Source organism: Phyllobacterium sp. P30BS-XVII (assembly GCF_014138335.1).
In the GTDB taxonomy this organism is placed as follows: Bacteria; Pseudomonadota; Alphaproteobacteria; order Rhizobiales; family Rhizobiaceae; genus Phyllobacterium; species Phyllobacterium meliloti.
The window spans coordinates 197,072-213,949 of the sequence record NZ_JACGXO010000003.1 but is presented as its reverse complement, the minus strand read 5'-3'; the positions used below and the strand labels follow the sequence as shown (position 1 = coordinate 213,949).

The 16,878-nt window shown below is 55.4% G+C and carries 20 protein-coding genes; 18 read left to right on the top strand and 2 right to left on the bottom strand.

The window, feature by feature from the left end:
* Positions 1 to 75 precede the first annotated feature (75 nt).
* From FHW17_RS10250 to smpB, 3 genes are read left to right on the top strand one after another with little or no spacing between them, the layout of a single operon-like run.
* On the top strand, positions 76 to 234 hold the full coding sequence (locus FHW17_RS10250) for a hypothetical protein (protein WP_162730346.1): 159 nt from the start codon (positions 76 to 78) through the stop codon (positions 232 to 234).
* Positions 235 to 262: 28 nt separating this feature from the next.
* Positions 263 to 1,144 carry a 4-hydroxy-tetrahydrodipicolinate synthase gene (gene dapA / locus FHW17_RS10245; RefSeq protein WP_112523145.1) on the top strand — a complete coding sequence of 294 codons (882 nt, stop codon included), beginning with the start codon at positions 263 to 265 and terminating at the stop codon, positions 1,142 to 1,144.
* Positions 1,145 to 1,175: 31 nt separating this feature from the next.
* Entirely contained in the window at positions 1,176 to 1,664 is a 489-nt protein-coding gene (gene smpB / locus FHW17_RS10240) for an SsrA-binding protein SmpB (protein WP_112523143.1), read from the top strand.
* A 669-nt stretch (positions 1,665 to 2,333) separates the two neighbouring features.
* Here smpB and FHW17_RS10235 read toward each other — a convergent pair.
* Both FHW17_RS10235 and FHW17_RS10230 read right to left on the bottom strand, forming a co-directional pair.
* Positions 2,334 to 2,984: a uracil-DNA glycosylase gene (locus FHW17_RS10235; protein ID WP_113096150.1), complete on the bottom strand. Its 651-nt coding sequence runs from the start codon at positions 2,982 to 2,984 to the stop codon at positions 2,334 to 2,336.
* A gap of 65 nt (positions 2,985 to 3,049) precedes the next feature.
* Entirely contained in the window at positions 3,050 to 3,622 is a 573-nt protein-coding gene (locus tag FHW17_RS10230; RefSeq protein WP_112524482.1) for an NYN domain-containing protein, read from the bottom strand.
* A gap of 298 nt (positions 3,623 to 3,920) precedes the next feature.
* Between FHW17_RS10230 and rpoZ the strand changes: the two genes are divergently transcribed.
* From rpoZ to FHW17_RS10155, 15 genes are all read left to right on the top strand, one after another.
* On the top strand, positions 3,921 to 4,325 hold the full coding sequence (gene rpoZ / locus FHW17_RS10225; RefSeq protein WP_091880436.1) for a DNA-directed RNA polymerase subunit omega: 405 nt from the start codon (positions 3,921 to 3,923) through the stop codon (positions 4,323 to 4,325).
* A gap of 151 nt (positions 4,326 to 4,476) precedes the next feature.
* On the top strand, positions 4,477 to 6,699 hold the full coding sequence (locus tag FHW17_RS10220) for a bifunctional (p)ppGpp synthetase/guanosine-3',5'-bis(diphosphate) 3'-pyrophosphohydrolase (RefSeq protein WP_112524479.1): 2,223 nt from the start codon (positions 4,477 to 4,479) through the stop codon (positions 6,697 to 6,699).
* Between the two features lie 9 nt (positions 6,700 to 6,708).
* Positions 6,709 to 7,287: an orotate phosphoribosyltransferase gene (pyrE, locus tag FHW17_RS10215; protein ID WP_112524475.1), complete on the top strand. Its 579-nt coding sequence runs from the start codon at positions 6,709 to 6,711 to the stop codon at positions 7,285 to 7,287.
* Positions 7,288 to 7,361: 74 nt separating this feature from the next.
* Positions 7,362 to 7,922, top strand: coding sequence for a DUF2062 domain-containing protein (locus FHW17_RS10210; RefSeq protein WP_182509771.1), 561 nt, complete (start codon positions 7,362 to 7,364; stop codon positions 7,920 to 7,922).
* Positions 7,919 to 8,323, top strand: a complete 405-nt coding sequence (acpS, locus tag FHW17_RS10205; protein WP_112524469.1) for a holo-ACP synthase — start codon at positions 7,919 to 7,921, stop codon at positions 8,321 to 8,323. Before FHW17_RS10210 ends, acpS begins: the two co-directional genes overlap by 4 nt.
* 89 nt (positions 8,324 to 8,412) lie before the next feature.
* Positions 8,413 to 9,195 carry a signal peptidase I gene (lepB, locus tag FHW17_RS10200; protein ID WP_091880429.1) on the top strand — a complete coding sequence of 261 codons (783 nt, stop codon included), beginning with the start codon at positions 8,413 to 8,415 and terminating at the stop codon, positions 9,193 to 9,195.
* Between the two features lie 7 nt (positions 9,196 to 9,202).
* On the top strand, positions 9,203 to 9,916 hold the full coding sequence (gene rnc, locus FHW17_RS10195; protein ID WP_112524466.1) for a ribonuclease III: 714 nt from the start codon (positions 9,203 to 9,205) through the stop codon (positions 9,914 to 9,916).
* Positions 9,913 to 10,851: a GTPase Era gene (gene era, locus FHW17_RS10190; RefSeq protein ID WP_112524463.1), complete on the top strand. Its 939-nt coding sequence runs from the start codon at positions 9,913 to 9,915 to the stop codon at positions 10,849 to 10,851. Before rnc ends, era begins: the two co-directional genes overlap by 4 nt.
* Before the next feature lie 15 nt (positions 10,852 to 10,866).
* Complete coding sequence (gene recO / locus FHW17_RS10185; RefSeq protein ID WP_112524459.1) at positions 10,867 to 11,643, top strand: DNA repair protein RecO; 777 nt, start codon at positions 10,867 to 10,869, stop codon at positions 11,641 to 11,643.
* Complete coding sequence (locus tag FHW17_RS10180; RefSeq protein WP_182509770.1) at positions 11,640 to 12,149, top strand: PaaI family thioesterase; 510 nt, start codon at positions 11,640 to 11,642, stop codon at positions 12,147 to 12,149. Before recO ends, FHW17_RS10180 begins: the two co-directional genes overlap by 4 nt.
* A 95-nt stretch (positions 12,150 to 12,244) precedes the next feature.
* Positions 12,245 to 13,003: a type I methionyl aminopeptidase gene (gene map / locus FHW17_RS10175; RefSeq protein ID WP_112524454.1), complete on the top strand. Its 759-nt coding sequence runs from the start codon at positions 12,245 to 12,247 to the stop codon at positions 13,001 to 13,003.
* Positions 13,004 to 13,346: 343 nt separating this feature from the next.
* On the top strand, positions 13,347 to 14,750 hold the full coding sequence (locus FHW17_RS10170; protein ID WP_182509769.1) for a PTS transporter subunit IIC: 1,404 nt from the start codon (positions 13,347 to 13,349) through the stop codon (positions 14,748 to 14,750).
* A 24-nt stretch (positions 14,751 to 14,774) separates the two neighbouring features.
* Positions 14,775 to 15,236, top strand: coding sequence for a PTS sugar transporter subunit IIA (locus tag FHW17_RS10165; RefSeq protein ID WP_112524448.1), 462 nt, complete (start codon positions 14,775 to 14,777; stop codon positions 15,234 to 15,236).
* Between the two features lie 24 nt (positions 15,237 to 15,260).
* On the top strand, positions 15,261 to 15,548 hold the full coding sequence (locus FHW17_RS10160; protein ID WP_112524445.1) for a PTS sugar transporter subunit IIB: 288 nt from the start codon (positions 15,261 to 15,263) through the stop codon (positions 15,546 to 15,548).
* A 148-nt stretch (positions 15,549 to 15,696) separates the two neighbouring features.
* Positions 15,697 to 16,875: a cellulase family glycosylhydrolase gene (locus tag FHW17_RS10155; protein WP_182509768.1), complete on the top strand. Its 1,179-nt coding sequence runs from the start codon at positions 15,697 to 15,699 to the stop codon at positions 16,873 to 16,875.
* Positions 16,876 to 16,878 lie beyond the last annotated feature (3 nt).

Below are 16,878 nucleotides of genomic sequence, written 5' to 3'. Positions count from 1 at the left end.
AACCAGTTTATTCGAAAGGGGTCGCAGCACAGCCCCGGACCCGGAACTGTTGGATCAGATAATAATGGCGGACGTGTGAAGGCACTCTTAACGAAAGGTTATCACGATCCGTTGCTTTTGACGAAATCATCAATTGCTTTGCTGTTTTTCATCAAGGAAATCATCTTGCCCGGCGAAGGTTGCACGACTATGGTGCGCCACCTTATGGTCGGTACCGTATCGGTTCTGCCATGAACCTAATCTTGTTTTCTTGGAGTTCACCATGCTGAAAGGCTCAATCACCGCTCTCGTCACGCCATTCGACCAAAACGGCTCGTTTGACGAGAAAGCCTTTCGTGCATTTCTCGGCTGGCAGATTGCTGAAGGCACGAATGGTTTCGTTCCTGTCGGTACGACGGGCGAATCGCCAACACTGTCCCATGCCGAACACAAGCGCGTGGTTGAGGTTTGCATCGAGGAAGCCAAGGGCAAGGTGCCCGTTATTGCCGGTGCAGGGTCCAACAACACCCGTGAAGCGATTGAACTGGCTCAGCACGCGGAAAAGGCGGGTGCCGATGCCATTCTGGTTGTGACGCCCTATTACAACAAGCCGAACCAGCGTGGTCTCTATGCCCATTACAAGGCAGTGGCCGAATCTGTCTCGCTGCCGATCATCATCTATAATATTCCCGGTCGTTCAATCATCGACATGACCCCGGAGACGATGGGCCAGCTGGCGCATGACTTCAAGAATATTGCTGGCGTCAAGGATGCGACCGGCAAGATTGAGCGCGTTTCGGAACAGCGCATCACCTGCGGCCTCGATTTCATTCAACTATCGGGTGAAGACGCGACCGCACTCGGCTTTAACGCCCATGGCGGCGTTGGCTGCATTTCCGTAACCTCGAATATTGCTCCGCGCCTTTGCGCTGAATTCCAGGCTGCGACCCTCCGGGGCGATTACCCGGCAGCACTGGCCATTCAGGATCGCCTGATGCCGCTGCACAAGGCGCTCTTTATCGAGCCAAATCCAACCGGTCCGAAATATGCCCTTGCCAAGCTCGGCAAGATGAACAATTCGCTGCGTTCCCCGCTCGTCCCGATTGAAGCGGCAACCGCCGAACGTATTGATCAGGCGATGAAACATGCGGGGCTGATCAACTGATAATTCAGTTGGAAAGTACTATATAAGCTCCATGAATAAGCCCAAAGCTGCCAAAAAACCCATAACGGTTCGCAAGATCATTGCCGAGAACCGCAGAGCGCGCTTCAATTTCGAGATTCTCGACACGATGGAGGCTGGCATTGTGCTGCAGGGCACCGAGGTGAAATCCCTGCGCAACAATCAGTCGAATATTGCGGAAAGCTATGCCAGTCTTGAGAATGGCGAATTCTGGCTGATCAATTCCTATATCCCGGAATATCTGCAGGCCAATCGCTTCAACCATGCACCGCGCCGCCACCGCAAGCTGCTGGTCAGCAAGCGCGAAATGGCTCGGCTGGCACAGTCGGTTGATCGCGAAGGTATGACGGTCGTGCCATTGAAGCTCTATTTCAATGATCAGGGCAGGGCCAAGCTTGAACTCGCGGTTGCCCGCGGCAAGAAATTGCACGACAAACGCGAGACGGAAAAGCAACGCGACTGGAACCGCGAAAAATCCCGCCTGCTACGCGATCGCGGCTGATTATTCTGGTTGTGAAGTATGTTTGATTTGCAGGGCCGTTGTGGCAGTGCTCACCCCCCTCTGTCCTGTCGGACTACCGGGGTGATTGCATCTCCAATTGCAGTTGCGGAACATCATTTCCCATTACCACGCCCGCTTTTGCGTCTGGCTATTGATGAGGTGGGAAAGACGGGCGATCCAAAGGGAACGCGGGTGTCTTGGTATTGGTAGTGTAGTTGGTGCGTTCCCCGGAGGTTTTCCTGTTTCAACCAAGAAAACTTCAGGATCACCCGTCCCGATGACTGGTTTTACCCTTGTGAGATAAAACCTTTCCCCTGCGGTTGGTTTCTCCCCGCAGACGAAATCACCGATCCTTTCCTGACTTCAGAAAGTTTTCCGGAGCATTCCCGCCGGAAAGGACACCATCAGAATAAACGAGGTGGGATGGTGTTGGATAAGTTGGTGTGATTTTTTTTGAAATGGGTGGTTGCAGAACCATAGCCGCGCCCTTCGACAAGCTCAGGATGAGGGAGAGGGAGGATTGCAGGGAGTCAAGTTCTGCACTCGTTAGCGATTAGCATTGCAGCCAACACCATCCCTCATCCTGAGCCTGTCGAAGGGCGCGACAATGGTTGTGCAACCCACCCATCTCCCTCATGGTGAGCTAGGTCAGAGGGGGAAATCCCTATTCTACGCCACCTCATCCAAATACGTCCGCACGGCGGCAAACACGCTCTTGAACATGGCTTCCGTCAATCGCCCTGTGTTGGTGTTGTAGCGCGAGCAGTGATAGCTGGAAAAAATTCTGATATTGCCGATATCCGACTGCCCGCCATGGCTGAACGGAAACTTGGCAACCGGTTGTTTTAGCGCACGCACGGTGGATTGGTGGGCAATGGTGCCGAGAGTGACGATGGCACGCAGATTTTGGAATTGCTGGATCGATGGCGTCAAGAACCGCCGGCAATTGTTGATCTCGCTGCCAACAGGCTTGTTCTCAGGCGGAACACAGCGCACTGCATTGACGATCGATGTATTGAGCAGTTGCAGGCCATCGTCCGGGCGCGCGGCAAATGTGCCGCGGGAAAAGCCGAATTCGGACAAGGTGCCGTAGAGCAAATCACCGGCATAGTCGCCGGTAAATGGGCGGCCCGTCCGGTTGGCACCGCGCAGACCCGGGGCCAATCCAACGATCAGCAGCTGCACGGATTCAATACCGCCAGCCGGAAGGAACGCTGGAACCGGGGCATTGTGCCAGGTCGGTTCCTTCACACGCCATCCGGCGATGAAATCATGCAGGCGGGGACAGATCGGGCAATCGGGGGAGGGTTCTACGGTCATAGGGCGCTAGAAAGCACAATGCCGCACGGTTTTCCATGCGGCATCTCCACGTCTTTCAGCAAATATCAATAGTCGACTTGTTCTTCTTCGACACGGCGCGGTGCCCGCTCCGACGGCTCGCGGCCGATTTCGGTGCGCAACGATGTCAGGTCGATGAAATGATCAGCCTGACGGCGCAATTCATCCGATATCATTGGCGGCTGGGTCGAAAGGGTCGAGACAACGCTGACCTTGCGGCCCTTGCGCTGCAAGGCTTCCACCAGCGAGCGGAAATCGCCATCGCCAGAGAAGATAACAAAATGGTCGACCGTATCGGTCAACTGCATGGCGTCGACAGCAAGTTCGATGTCCATATTGCCTTTAATCTTACGGCGGCCGGCAGAATCAGTGAATTCTTTCGCAGGCTTGGTAACGACCTTGTACCCGTTATAGTCGAGCCAATCGATCAAAGGACGAATGGAAGAGTATTCCTGATCTTCGACCAGCGCAGTATAATAATACGCACGAAGCAAATAACCTCTTTTCTGAAAAGCTGAAAGAAGCTTGCGATAATCAATATCAAATCCCAGTACCTTTGAGGCTGCGTAGAGATTTGCACCATCGATAAACAAGACGATCTTTTCACGTGGATCAAACATAATAATGTTCCATTTCAAAAAGGTGAGCTTCAATTTCAAATCAGCTTGGCAGTAATACAGCTCGATCTGATCTTATACGTAAGTAGGATATTTACTACGTCGGGTTCAGCTAAAAGCCAATACCTCGCCGGAAAATTTGTCCGAAATTTGGACAGATGTGCTCAATATATGGTGATCATTTTTTGGTCGCTCAACAGATGTTATGCAATAGCTCGACGGCTTTTGCTTGTTTTTTCTGCGCAACCGCGTTATGTCCGGCTTAATCCGTTAATTCAGTTAAAAATGAAAGGGGCAGTTCATGGCCCGCGTCACTGTTGAAGATTGCGTTGACAAGGTCGAAAACCGGTTTGAACTGGTTTTGCTCGCCAGTCACCGCGCGCGCCTGATTTCGCAGGGTGCAGCGATCACCATCGATCGCGACAATGATAAGAACCCGGTTGTTGCGCTGCGTGAAATCGCCGACGAAACCTTGTCGCCCGGCGATCTTAAGGAAGATCTCATCCACTCGCTGCAGAAGCATGTGGAAGTGGACGAGCCGGAAGCCGTTGCCGTTGTTGCGCAGGTCACATCCGGTGACAGCGAAGGCGGCGAAATTATCGAAGCAGATGCAGACGACAATGTTTCCTTCGACAGCATGTCGGAAGAAGAATTGCTGGCCGGTATCGAGGGCTTGGTAGCTCCGGAAAAAAGCGACGACTATTAATCAAATGTCGCGCTGAAGCGCGGCTGATTGCCAGTTTGGGCTATCTTGATGCGTCGCAGTCTTTCTGCGGCGCATTATTTTTGCGTCTTGGTAACGCAATTACCATATATCGCTTGATAATTTAGAGTTTTGAGTTTGGAGGCTACCGTCCATGATGCGTCAGTATGAGCTTGTCGAGCGTGTTCAGCGTTACAAGCCTGACGTTAATGAGGCGCTGCTCAACAAAGCCTATGTTTATGCCATGCAGAAGCATGGGCATCAGAAGCGCGCATCGGGCGATCCTTATTTTTCCCATCCGCTCGAAGTTGCCGCAATCCTTACCGATATGCATCTGGACGAGGCGACGATTGCCATCGCGCTGCTGCATGACACAATCGAGGACACGTCAGCGACGCGGCAGGAAATAGACACGCTGTTCGGGCCCGATATCGGCAAGCTGGTCGAGGGTCTGACCAAGCTGAAAAAGCTTGATCTTGTCTCCAAGAAAGCGGTTCAGGCGGAAAATCTGCGCAAATTGCTTCTGGCCATTTCCGACGATGTACGCGTGTTGCTCGTCAAGCTTGCTGATCGTCTGCACAATATGCGCACGCTGCATCATGTGCCGCCGGACAAGCGCCTGCGCATCTCCGAAGAAACCATGGATATCTATGCACCGCTTGCGGGCCGCATGGGTATGCAGGACATGCGCGAAGAGCTGGAGCAGCTGGCTTTCCGCTATATCAATCCGGAAGCCTTCAATGCTGTAACCAACCGGCTCGCCGAGCTGATGGAGAAGAATCGCAGCACGCTGGCGCAGATCGAGGCCGATCTTTCCAGCCTGTTCGAAAAACACGGCATCAAGGCCGGTGTCAAAAGCCGCCAGAAGAAGGCATGGTCAGTCTTCCGCAAGATGGAAAGCAAGGGGCTGTCCTTCGAACAGCTCTCGGACATTTTCGGCTTCCGCGTCGTCGTTGATACGGTTGGTGATTGCTACAATGCGCTTGGGATCATCCATACGACGTGGTCCATGGTTCCGGGGCGCTTCAAGGATTACATCTCGACGCCCAAGCAGAACGACTACCGGTCAATCCATACGACCATTGTCGGCCCCTCGCGCCAGCGTGTCGAATTGCAAATCCGCACACGTGAAATGAATGATATTGCCGAATATGGTGTGGCTGCCCATTCGATCTATAAGGATCGCGGCAGTGCCCAGAATCCGCATGTGATTTCGACCGAGACCAATGCCTATGCATGGCTGCGCCAGACCATCGAGGCGCTGGCGGAAGGCGACAATCCGGAAGAATTTCTCGAACACACCAAGCTTGAACTGTTTCAGGATCAGGTGTTTTGTTTCACGCCGAAGGGCCGGCTTATCGCCCTGCCGCGTGGGGCCACGCCAATTGATTTTGCCTATGCGGTACATACCAATATCGGCGACAGCTGCGTTGGTGCCAAGGTCAATGGCCGCATCATGCCGCTGATGACCGAATTGCATAATGGCGATGAAGTGGAAATCATCCGTTCCAAGGCGCAGACACCGCCAGCCGCATGGGAATCTGTCGTTGTTACCGGCAAGGCGCGGGCTGCTATCAGGCGTGCAACGCGTATTGCCGTGCGCAAGCAATATTCCGGCCTTGGCACGCAGATTCTTGAACGGGCCTTTGAACGGGCAGGCAAGGTCTATTCACGCGACGAGTTGAAGAAGGGCCTGCCGCGTCTGGCACGCAAGGAAATCGATGATGTTCTGGCAGCCGTTGGTCGCGGTGAATTGCCATCCTCCGATGTCATGAAGGCTGTTTATCCTGAATATCAGGATTCAAAGCCCAAGCCGACACCAACAGAGCGCGAGGAAGGCTGGGTCAATTTCCGCAATACTTCGGGCATGATTTTCAAGATACCCGAAGGCAGTGAGGGCACGACAGGCTGGGAGCCGGGCGGCCCGCACGCCCTGCCGATCCGGGGTGCCAGCCCTGATATGCCCGTGCATTTCTCGCCTGAGGGCGCAGTGCCCGGCGACCGCATTGTCGGTATTCTGCAGCCGGGGTCAGGCATGACGATCTACCCGATCCAGTCATCGGCACTCATGGCCTATGATGATCAGCCGGAGCGCTGGATCGACGTGCGCTGGGATATTGACGAGAGCAGGCGGGACCGGTTCCCGGCACGGATCAATATTTCCGCGATCAATGCACCGGGATCACTGGCGGAGATCGCCGAAATCATTGCGGCGAATGAAACCAATATTCATAATCTCTCCATGGTTCGCACGGCACCTGACTTTACGCAGATGATCGTCGATCTGGAGGTCTGGGATCTGAAACATCTCAATCGGATTCTGTCGAAACTCAAGGAAAGCAAATGCGTCAGTGATGCGCAGCGCGTGAACGGATAGAGGGTACATATGAACACGGATGAAGTTCTTCAGGTATTTCGCGAAGCAGGGGCAGTGCTCGAAGGGCACTTTATCCTGACATCGGGCTTGCGCAGCCCGACATTCCTGCAAAAGGCCCGCGTGTTCATGCATGCCGACAAGACCGAGCGTGTCTGCCGGGCTCTTGCCGACAAGATCAGGGATGCTGGTCTTGGCCATATCGATTATGTGGTCGGGCCGGCTATTGGCGGCATTATTCCGGCTTACGAGACATCACGCCACCTCGGCGTTCCCGCCATCTGGGTCGAACGGGAGAATGGTGTGTTCCGGCTGCGCCGCTTCGAGATTGCCAAAGGTGCCCGCGTTGTTATCGTTGAAGATATTGTCTCGACGGGCTTGTCGATCCGCGAGACTGTCACCACCTTGCAGGAACTGGGGGCCGATGTTCTGGCCGCTGCCTGCATCATCGATCGCTCTGCCGGAAAAACAAATGTCGGCGTGCCGCTGATCGCACTGGCGGAATACGAAGTACCGGCCTATCCTGCGGATCAATTACCACCCGAGCTTGCCGCAATTCCGCCCGTTAAGCCCGGTAGTCGTAATATTTGATTAACCAAGAAGACGTGAGTACCCTGAGTCAGTTGCACACGCGCTGACTCCGGTGTCGAGGAACCTGAATACCAATGCTTTTCAAACGGCGTATCAAACCGGGCTTCCGTGAGCGGATGCGTATTGCGCTGTGGCCACGCCGCTCCGTTGGCCGCTCCTTGCGCTATTTTGGCAAGCGCGTGCTGCGGCTGCGGGCGACGCCCCATGCCATTGCGGCAGGTCTTGCAGCGGGTATTTTTTCCTCATTCATTCCCATTCTTGGCGTGCATATTGCTGTGGCACTGGCCATTGCGTGGATCATCGGCGGCAATATAGCCGCCGCTATTCTCGGCACGACGCTCGGTAATCCGCTCTTTCTGCCTGTCATCTGGGGCGCGACGCTGGAAGTCGGACGTTTTATCCTGAGTGGCGGTCCGAGCGACGAACCTTTCCCGCATCATCTCGGTCATATGCTGCGGCATCTGGATTTCGCCGAATTGTGGGGACCGATTGTTAAACCCATGCTGATCGGCGCTGTGCCTTTGGGGCTGATTGCCGCCCTCATTGTCTATTTCCCGACCCGCTGGATCGTTGCGAGCTTTCAGAATCGCCGCAAGGCCGGGTTTCGTCTGGAAAAGGTCGCTGAACCGTCATGATCATCGGGATCGGCAGTGACCTGATCGATATACGGCGCATTGAAAAGACATTGGAACGGCATGGCGAGCGTTTCATCAACCGGGTTTATACATCGGTCGAGCAAGCCAAATCCGAGCGGCGCAAACTGCGTGCGGCATCCTATGCCAAGCGCTTTGCCGCCAAGGAAGCCTGCGCCAAGGCGCTTGGTACAGGTCTTTCCCACGGTGTTTTCTGGCGCGATATGGGTGTTGTGAACCTGCCAAGCGGTGCGCCGACCATGCGCCTGACCAATGGTGCGGCCAAGCGCCTTGCGGCGATTCTGCCTGCCGGTCACACCGCCCATATCCATGTGACCATCACCGATGATTTTCCACTTGCACAAGCATTCGTGATTATTGAAGCGTTGAAAATCGTGGAATAGCCGTATTCAAAGGTCATTGAGCTTGACCAAGCGGCATTGCCCCTTGCGGATTCAGCCGTTAAGAGGGGGCACGTTACAAATTTGGAGATATGACGAGCGTGAGCGACAAATCTGTTGTGAAAAAATCTGGTGGTCTCGGCGAGACGATCAGCGTTATCGTGCAGGCTCTGCTGCTCGCTCTGGTTATCCGGACTGTGCTGATCCAGCCGTTCAACATTCCGTCCGGCTCGATGCGCCCGACTTTGCTTGAGGGCGATTATCTCTTCGTCTCGAAATTCTCCTATGGCTTCTCGAAATATTCAATTCCGCTGTCGCCCAACCTGTTTTCAGGCCGCATCTGGGGCAGCGAACCGTTGCGCGGTGATGTCGCCGTTTTCCGCACGCCTGCTGATACGTCCATTGACTACATCAAGCGCGTGATCGGCTTGCCCGGCGATAAGGTGCAGGTGCGTGAGGGCGTTGTTTACATCAATGGCGTTGCGGTACCGCGTGTCAAAGTTGGCCAGATCAACAATCCTGATGTGACTGAAAAGCCTTTTCCGATTGATGTTTATCGCGAAACACTGCCAAACGGCGTCACCTATGATACGCTTGATCTGATCCCGAACGGTCTTGGCGACAATACCCGGGAGTTCACTGTTCCGGCAGGTCAGTTTTTCATGATGGGCGACAACCGGGACAATTCCGCCGATAGCCGTTTTGAGCTGGGAACCGTGCCGCTGGAGAATTTCATCGGCCGTGCCAACATCATTTTCTTCTCCATTGCCGACAAGGCAAGCCCGCTGGAAATCTGGCGCTGGCCGACGGAAATGCGCTTCGACCGATTGCTGCGCAGCGTGAATGGAACCTCCTTCACTCCGAAGAGCCAATGAGCTGCCTATGAACCTGTCCGCAGACGCCGTTCGCAGGCTGGAGGAGCAGACGAGCCACACATTTCGCGATCTTAGCCGCCTTGAGCGCGCGCTGACCCATGCCAGTGCCCGCCAGTCGGTTGGATCGGATTATGAACGGCTCGAATTCCTGGGCGACCGCGTCCTTGGGCTGGTTATTGCGGAAATGCTGTTTCGCGCCTATCCGACGGCCAGCGAGGGCGAGCTTTCGCTTCGTTTGAACTCGCTCGTCAATGCCGATACCTGTGCTGCCGTCGCCGATGAAATCGGCCTGCACGAGTTCATCCGCACCGGTTCCGATGTGAAGGGGCTGGCTGACAAAAGGCTGAAAAGCCTGCGTGCCGATGTGGTGGAATCGCTGATTGCAACGATTTATCTGGACGGCGGGCTGGAAGCGGCGCAACCTTTCATCCAGCGTTACTGGGATGCCCGCTCGCGCGAGATCAATTCGGCGCAGCGTGATCCCAAGACAGAACTACAGGAATGGGCGCATCAGCAGGATGGCGCCCAGCCCTTATACAGCGTGGTCGAGCGCACCGGGCCTGACCATGACCCACAATTTACGGTAAAGGTAGAGGTGAAGGGCTTTGCGCCTGCCACCGGCATGGGACGCTCCAAGCGTATTGCCGAGCAGGAAGCTGCCGTTGCCTTGCTTTACCGGGAAGGCGTCCGTCAGAAGACGCAGGAAGAGGAACAGAAATGACCGATCAGGATGCAACACCGGAGGTGGCACAGCCAGAAGGCCCGACACGTTCGGGCTTTATTGCTTTGATTGGCGCACCCAATGCCGGCAAGTCGACGCTGGTTAATCAGTTGGTTGGCAGCAAGGTTTCGATCGTCACCCACAAGGTGCAGACAACGCGGGCGCTGGTGCGCGGCATTGTCATTCACGACCGCACCCAGATGGTGCTGGTCGACACGCCCGGTATCTTCAAACCAAAACGCCGTCTCGACCGCGCCATGGTGACAACCGCCTGGGGCGGTGCCAAGGATGCGGATATTGTTCTGGTGCTGATCGATGTCGAACAGGGCATTGACGAAGAGGCGGAAGCCATTCTTGCCAGCCTGCACGAGAAGAAGCGCAAGGTCATCCTCGTTCTCAACAAGGTCGACCGTATCGAAGCGCCAAAACTTCTGGAACTGGCTCAAAAGGCCAATGAGAAGATCAACTTCGACAAGACATTCATGATTTCGGCGCTCAAAGGCTATGGCTGCAAGGATTTGCTGAAATATCTGGCCGATAATCTGCCAGAAGGTCCTTGGTATTACCCCGAAGACCAGATTTCCGACATGCCAATGCGCATGCTTGCAGCGGAAATCACCCGCGAGAAGCTTTTTCTGCGTCTGCATAACGAATTGCCCTATTCATCGACCATTGAGACTGAAAGCTGGGAGGAAAAGCCTGATGGCTCTGTCCGCATCCAGCAGGTGATCTATGTCGAGCGTGACAGCCAGAAGAAGATCGTGCTCGGCCACGAAGGTCAGGCGATCAAGTCCATCGGTCAGGCGGCCCGCAAGGAACTGATGGAAATCCTCGAACAGAAGGTTCACCTGTTCCTGTTCGTCAAGGTTCGTGACAATTGGGGCAATGACCCGGAACGTTACCGCGAAATGGGCCTTGAATTCCCGCACGGATAGCGCGAGTCTCGCCTGATGGAATGGCGAGATGAGGGAATCATACTCGGGACGAGGCGGCACGGGGAAACCAGTGCGATCCTCGAACTGATGACGCGCGAGCATGGCCGCCATATGGGGTTGGTGCGCGGCGGACGCTCGCGGCGTATGCAACCGCTGCTGCAGGCGGGAAACCGGGTGGATGTGATCTGGCGTGCGCGTATCGACGAACATCTCGGCATGATGCAGATCGAACCCGTATCCTTTGCCGCCGCGCGGTTGATCGAGCAGCCCGTCGGGCTTTATGCGCTGCAACTGGCCGCCGCCCATTTGAGACTTTTGCCGGAACGCGATCCGCATCAGGGCCTTTTTGAAACACTCGCCATTATCCTTGAGCATTGCGACGACCCGCTGATCTCGGGCGAGCTTCTCCTGCGCTTTGAGGTGATGATGCTGGAGGAGTTGGGTTTCGGCCTTGATCTGAAACGCTGTGCTTCGACGGGAAGCGACGAGAACCTTGCCTATGTCTCGCCCAAATCTGGCCGCGCCGTATCGCGCGATGCGGGCGCACCATGGGCCGACAAGCTTCTGGTGATGCCGCCCTTCATGGTCAGTTCAAAGGTGCGGGTCGCATCGCTGACGGAACTTGTCGATGCGTTTCGCCTGACGAGTTTCTTCTTTACCCGGCATGTCTGGGAGCCAAGGGCGCTTAAAGCGCCGGAGTCGCGTGACGGGTTTCTGACCGCTGTTTCAAGATCGATATCAAAGGCGGCAGGGCAGGGTCCCGCCACCGAGGAAAGGTCCGTGCTTCCATGAGTCCAGAGACTATCGCATTTCCCGGCGGCATTGGTACGCTGCCCCTTGCCGATCTGGCCAAACGCAGCGGCCTCGACATCCTGCAAGCCATGCTCCGGGGCGAATATCCTGCACCGCCCATCGCCAAAACGCTGACCTTTAATTTGCATGAGGTGGAGCTGAACCGGGTCGTTTTCAAAGGCATTCCAGCGCGCGAACACCTCAATCCAATGGGCGGCATTCATGGCGGCTGGATTGCAACCTTGATGGATTCGGCGCTCGCCTGCTGCGTCATGACCACGCTGAAACTGGGCGAGGCCTATACGACTGTCGAATTCAAGGTGAACCTCGTGCGCCCTGTCTCGCCCGATACGGGCCCGGTTTTCTGCGAGGGCAAGCTCGTGCATCGCGGCCGCACGCTGGCAACATCGGAAGCCTTCCTGCGTGACGCAAATGGCAAGCTGCTGGCCCACGGCACTGAAACCTGCGCAATTTTCCCGCTTGAAAGTTTTATGCGCGGCGGTTGAATCAGCAGGCGAGATACAATTCGGATTGTTGATTGTCCCGGTACAGTGACTTATTTGAGGCACATTGTATGGGGCTATGGAGAGCGAGTTCGAGAATGACAATTTCCAATGACGACGATCTGATCAAGCTGCAGGAGATTGGAAGAATTGTTGCCGATATTTTGGCGGCCATGGGTGCGGCACTGGAACCGGGAATGACCACAGCCGAGCTTGATGGGCTTGGACGGGAGCTTCTTGATGCAGCCGGGGCGCGATCTGCGCCGGAACTCACCTATGGATTTCCGGGAGCAACATGTATCAGTGTCAACGAAGAAATTGCTCATGGTATTCCAGGCTCCCGCCGCATCGCTGCTGGCGATCTTGTGAATATTGACGTATCCGCTGAGAAGAATGGTTTTTTTGCCGATACCGGAGCGTCGTTTGCTGTGCCACCTGTTTCGCGCGTTATAGAACGCCTTTGCCGTGACGGCCGTCGTGCTATGTGGACCGGCTTGCGGCAGGTCGGTGCAAACAAGCCAATTGCAGGGATTGGCAATGCAATTGGCACATTTGCCCGCAAGAATGGCTATACACTCGTGCGTAATTTGGCTAGCCACGGTGTTGGCCGTTCTCTGCACGAAGAGCCGACTGAAATTTCGACGTGGCCCGATCATTCCGAACGCCGGTTCATGAACGAGGGATTGGTATTCACAGTCGAACCATTTCTGTCATTGGGTGCCGAATTTGCAGAAGGTGGCGACGATGCATGGACATTGTACAGTGAACCGCGCGCCTTGACTGTCCAGTATGAGCATACGGTGGTTGCAACCCGTAACGGTCCTTTGGTTGTCACATTGCCGGTCGGGGCCCACTGACAACACCGCTAAAACGCCTTAACCGGTTAAAGCCCGGCAAGCGAAAGTCCTGTGATGATGAGAACCACCTTGGGCGCATTTTAGCGGGGACAACGGACAAAGCGATCAATGATGTGATCACCAACATCCCGAAGATGATGCGCGGATTGGCGAAGTCCCGTAAGTTGGACCACTTTGTCTGTGAAACGGTAATTTGCACAAAATTGCTGCGTACAAGTGTGAATTCCCGTCAAATAATATGAAAACCGGCTGGTTTTTCCCGCATATCCTGTCAAACATTGGCGCGACGCAGACATAAGCGTTGGGGGAATGTGCGGTCCAACGTGACTGCTGGGAGGTTGGAATGGATAGTTTTCTGGCGGGCCTGAAGGCTGCCGTCGATACAATGGGGCCTACGGTCCTGTTGCCGATTGTCATCTTTATCATTGCTGTGGTGCTTGGCGCCAAGGTGGGGCGCGCGTTCCGTGCCGCTGTGACCATCGGCGTTGCTTTCATCGGTATCAATCTTGTGCTCGGTCTGATGCTCACTTCGATTGGCGATGTGGCCAAGGCGATTGTGACCAATACCGGCATTCAGCGCGATATTGTTGATGTGGGCTGGCCATCGGCTGCCGCCATTGCCTTTGGATCATCTGTCGGCCTCTGGGTCATCCCGATTGGCATCGCTGTCAACATCGTGCTGCTTCTGACACGCCTGACGCGTACGCTTAATGTTGATGTGTGGAATTTCTGGCACTTTGCCTTCATCGGCTCGCTTGCCGTCGCTGCCACGGACAGTCTGGTCTATGGTCTCATCGTTGCGGCGCTGATGGTGGCGCTCTGCCTGCTTTTTGCCGATTGGTCAGCCAAGGCGGTGCAGCAATTCTACGGCATCCCCGGCATTTCCGTGCCGCATCTGGCGTCGGCGCAAATCCTGCCGATTGCCATTGTGCTGAACTGGATCATCGACCGCATTCCCGGCATCAACAAGATCGAAATCAACACCGAGACGTTCGAAAAGCGTTTCGGCGTGTTTGGCGAGCCGGTCATTCTCGGGCTGATCATCGGTCTCGTGCTGGGTGTCATCGCCTATTATAACGCCGGGGATTTCGGCGTGGTTCTGAGCAAGGTCCTGCAAACAGGCATGACACTGGCGGCGGTGATGTTGCTGCTGCCGCGCATGGTCAAGATATTGATGGAGGGGCTCTTGCCGGTTTCCGATGCGGCACAGGCTTTCGTCAAGAAACGGACAGGCGACCGCGAACTGCTGGTGGGCCTCGATTCGGCAATCCTGATCGGCCATCCCGCCGCGATTTCCTCATCGCTGATCCTCGTGCCCATCGCGATCATCCTGTCGATCATCCTGCCGGGTAATCGCGTCATCCTTTTTGCCGATCTTGCGGTTATTCCTTTCATCGTTGCCATGACAGCGCCCTTGTTGAAGGGAAATGTCTTCCGCATGGTCATTGTCGGCACGTTCACGCTGGCTGTCGGCTTCTATGTTGCCAATGCGCTGGCGCCGCTGTTTACCAGCGCTGCCCAGTCATCCGGCTTCAAGATGCCTGCCAATGCGGTGCAGATTACCAGTGTGGTTGATGGGTTCCTGTGGGTTTCCTATGCGGTGATTGCTGCAATCCGCAGCCTCGGCGCGGCAGGTCTCGGGCTTATTGCCATCATTATTGCCGGTGCATTCTGGGCCTATCATCGAAATACCGCCGCGTGGGAACGGGCGGCGGGTGCCGATGAAAACGCAGACAAGACAGCCTGAAATACGCATACTGGAGTGAATTGAATGGCGAAAGCCTTGATGAACTATCTCGATCCGGGGGCAATTATCCTTGGGGTCGAGGCGGGAAATGATCGGGAGATTATCCGGATACTTTCCGACCGTTTGCACAGTCTGGGCTATGTGAAACCAAGCTTTGCCGAGGCGGTGCTTGCCCGCGAGGCGGAGCTGCCGACAGGCTTGCCGCTGGGTTCGGACAATAATGTGGCCATTCCGCATACGGACCCTGAACATGTGTTGAAACCCGGCCTTGCCATGGCAACATTGTGCAAGCCGGTGGCTTTTTCCAACATGGAAGATCCGGATGAAAAGCTGCAGGTCAGTGTGGTTTTCCTCATGGCGCTCAGTGATAAGGACCAGCAGATCGAAATGCTGCAGGAGATCGCGATGACCATTCAGTCCGCCGAGATGATCACCGCCCTGATGCAATCCAACACGGCAGAGGATGTAGCCCGGCTGCTGGCTTAGGCTATTCGGGATGAAGAGGGACCAATGACCAAACAAAAGACTGTACTTTTCGCCTGTGGAACCGGTATCGCCACATCAACCGTCGTCGCCCATGCGGTGGCAGATGCATTGAAGGAACGCGGCATCAGTTTCAACGCGCGGCAATGCAAGGTGGCCGAGGTGGCCGGGCAGATCGATGATGTTGACCTTGTTGTTTCTACGGCGCAACTGCCGAAGGACCTTGGCAAGCCTGTTATCACGACGCTCGCGTTTTTGACCGGTATCGGCAAGGCTGAAGCGCTCGATAAAATCGAGGCGGTTTTACGCGCTTGATATTTCTATCGCCGGAACTGAAATCTCCGCCGCTTGCTCCGTCAGGCGGCGGTTTCTGTTGATAGCCATAGATCCGCGCCAAACGGAACCCATTCTCGCCGCAGTGCTCAAGCAATTGGTCTGACCATACTGATCCGAAAGAGTTCCCATGCGTATTGCGACGACCCTGTTTCTGTCTTTGACCATGACCTGTGCTGCCAATGCAGCCGATCTCATCAGTTTCTGGGATAAGCCGCAGCATGGCGGCAACAGTTTCAACCGGCTGCCACCTGATCAGACCTATTTCGATGCGCTGAAAGATTATGGCGCAAGCTGGGTGCGGCTGTCCTACGACAAGTGGAAACCGGCCAAACGCGACTTTCTGATTGGCGATGCCGATCATTATGAGGGCATCCCGGCCTCCGATCTCGCTACGCTCAAAGCAACGCTGGATCGGGCTGACAAGGCGGGGCTGAAAGTGGTCATTACGCCGCTGTCGCTTCCGGCCATGCGCTGGGCCCAGAACAACAATGGCAGCTTTGATGACCGGCTTTGGCAGGACAAGGCAAAGTGGCAGGAGGCCGCGCAGTTCTGGCACGATCTTGCCGCTGCGCTGAAGGATCACCCCGCTATTGCCGCCTATAATCTGATCAACGAACCCGCACCGGAAAAGATGGGCGGCGTTGCCGAACATGCTTCAGCTGCGGATATGCAGGCTTGGTATGACAAGCAAAAGGGTGGCTCCCGCGATCTGATTGCCTTCTACAATATGGTGATTGCCGAGATCAGGAAGGTCGATCCGGTAACGCCCATCATGGCCGATGCCGGATGGTATGCGGCAGCCGATGCGTTCAGCTATTGGCCGAAACCGCTGGATGACCAGAAAGTCATCTACAGCTTTCACATGTATGAACCCTATGAAGCGACCAGCGCCCCCAATATCAAGCGCAAAAAACCCTATGCCTATCCGGGCGAGGTGCCCTATGCCGGATCGAAGGTTATGTGGAACGCGCAGAAAGTGACCGAGTATCTTGCCAGGCCTGTAGATTGGGCGAAAGCGCATGGCGTGCCGCTGAACCGAATGGTGGCGGGTGAATATGGCTGTATGCGCCAGCTTCCCGGCTGCAAGCCTTATCTGGAGGACGTGCTGACTGCGCTCGACAGCAACAAGCTGCACTGGGCTTTTTACAGTTTTCGCGAGGATAGCTGGGACGGTATGGACTACGAGCTTGGTTCGGAAAAAGTGAACTGGAAATATTGGGACGCTATCGACGCCAATGAGCCTGACCCGGTGAAGCGCAAGGCAACGCCCGAATTCGAGCCCATCCGCAAGCGTCTCCAGCCCTGACGA

Excerpts from the sequence above, each read along its gene's own strand:
- dapA (WP_112523145.1), top strand. The coding sequence starts at position 263 with ATGCTGAAAGGCTCAATCACCGCTCTCGTCACGCCATTCGACCAAAAC.
- smpB (WP_112523143.1), top strand. The coding sequence starts at position 1,176 with ATGAATAAGCCCAAAGCTGCCAAAAAACCCATAACGGTTCGCAAGATC.
- FHW17_RS10235 (WP_113096150.1), bottom strand. The coding sequence starts at position 2,984 with ATGACCGTAGAACCCTCCCCCGATTGCCCGATCTGTCCCCGCCTGCAT.
- FHW17_RS10230 (WP_112524482.1), bottom strand. The coding sequence starts at position 3,622 with ATGTTTGATCCACGTGAAAAGATCGTCTTGTTTATCGATGGTGCAAAT.
- rpoZ (WP_091880436.1), top strand. The coding sequence starts at position 3,921 with ATGGCCCGCGTCACTGTTGAAGATTGCGTTGACAAGGTCGAAAACCGG.
- FHW17_RS10220 (WP_112524479.1), top strand. The coding sequence starts at position 4,477 with ATGATGCGTCAGTATGAGCTTGTCGAGCGTGTTCAGCGTTACAAGCCT.
- pyrE (WP_112524475.1), top strand. The coding sequence starts at position 6,709 with ATGAACACGGATGAAGTTCTTCAGGTATTTCGCGAAGCAGGGGCAGTG.
- FHW17_RS10210 (WP_182509771.1), top strand. The coding sequence starts at position 7,362 with ATGCTTTTCAAACGGCGTATCAAACCGGGCTTCCGTGAGCGGATGCGT.
- acpS (WP_112524469.1), top strand. The coding sequence starts at position 7,919 with ATGATCATCGGGATCGGCAGTGACCTGATCGATATACGGCGCATTGAA.
- lepB (WP_091880429.1), top strand. The coding sequence starts at position 8,413 with ATGACGAGCGTGAGCGACAAATCTGTTGTGAAAAAATCTGGTGGTCTC.
- rnc (WP_112524466.1), top strand. The coding sequence starts at position 9,203 with ATGAACCTGTCCGCAGACGCCGTTCGCAGGCTGGAGGAGCAGACGAGC.
- era (WP_112524463.1), top strand. The coding sequence starts at position 9,913 with ATGACCGATCAGGATGCAACACCGGAGGTGGCACAGCCAGAAGGCCCG.
- recO (WP_112524459.1), top strand. The coding sequence starts at position 10,867 with ATGGAATGGCGAGATGAGGGAATCATACTCGGGACGAGGCGGCACGGG.
- FHW17_RS10180 (WP_182509770.1), top strand. The coding sequence starts at position 11,640 with ATGAGTCCAGAGACTATCGCATTTCCCGGCGGCATTGGTACGCTGCCC.
- map (WP_112524454.1), top strand. The coding sequence starts at position 12,245 with ATGACAATTTCCAATGACGACGATCTGATCAAGCTGCAGGAGATTGGA.
- FHW17_RS10170 (WP_182509769.1), top strand. The coding sequence starts at position 13,347 with ATGGATAGTTTTCTGGCGGGCCTGAAGGCTGCCGTCGATACAATGGGG.
- FHW17_RS10165 (WP_112524448.1), top strand. The coding sequence starts at position 14,775 with ATGGCGAAAGCCTTGATGAACTATCTCGATCCGGGGGCAATTATCCTT.
- FHW17_RS10160 (WP_112524445.1), top strand. The coding sequence starts at position 15,261 with ATGACCAAACAAAAGACTGTACTTTTCGCCTGTGGAACCGGTATCGCC.
- FHW17_RS10155 (WP_182509768.1), top strand. The coding sequence starts at position 15,697 with ATGCGTATTGCGACGACCCTGTTTCTGTCTTTGACCATGACCTGTGCT.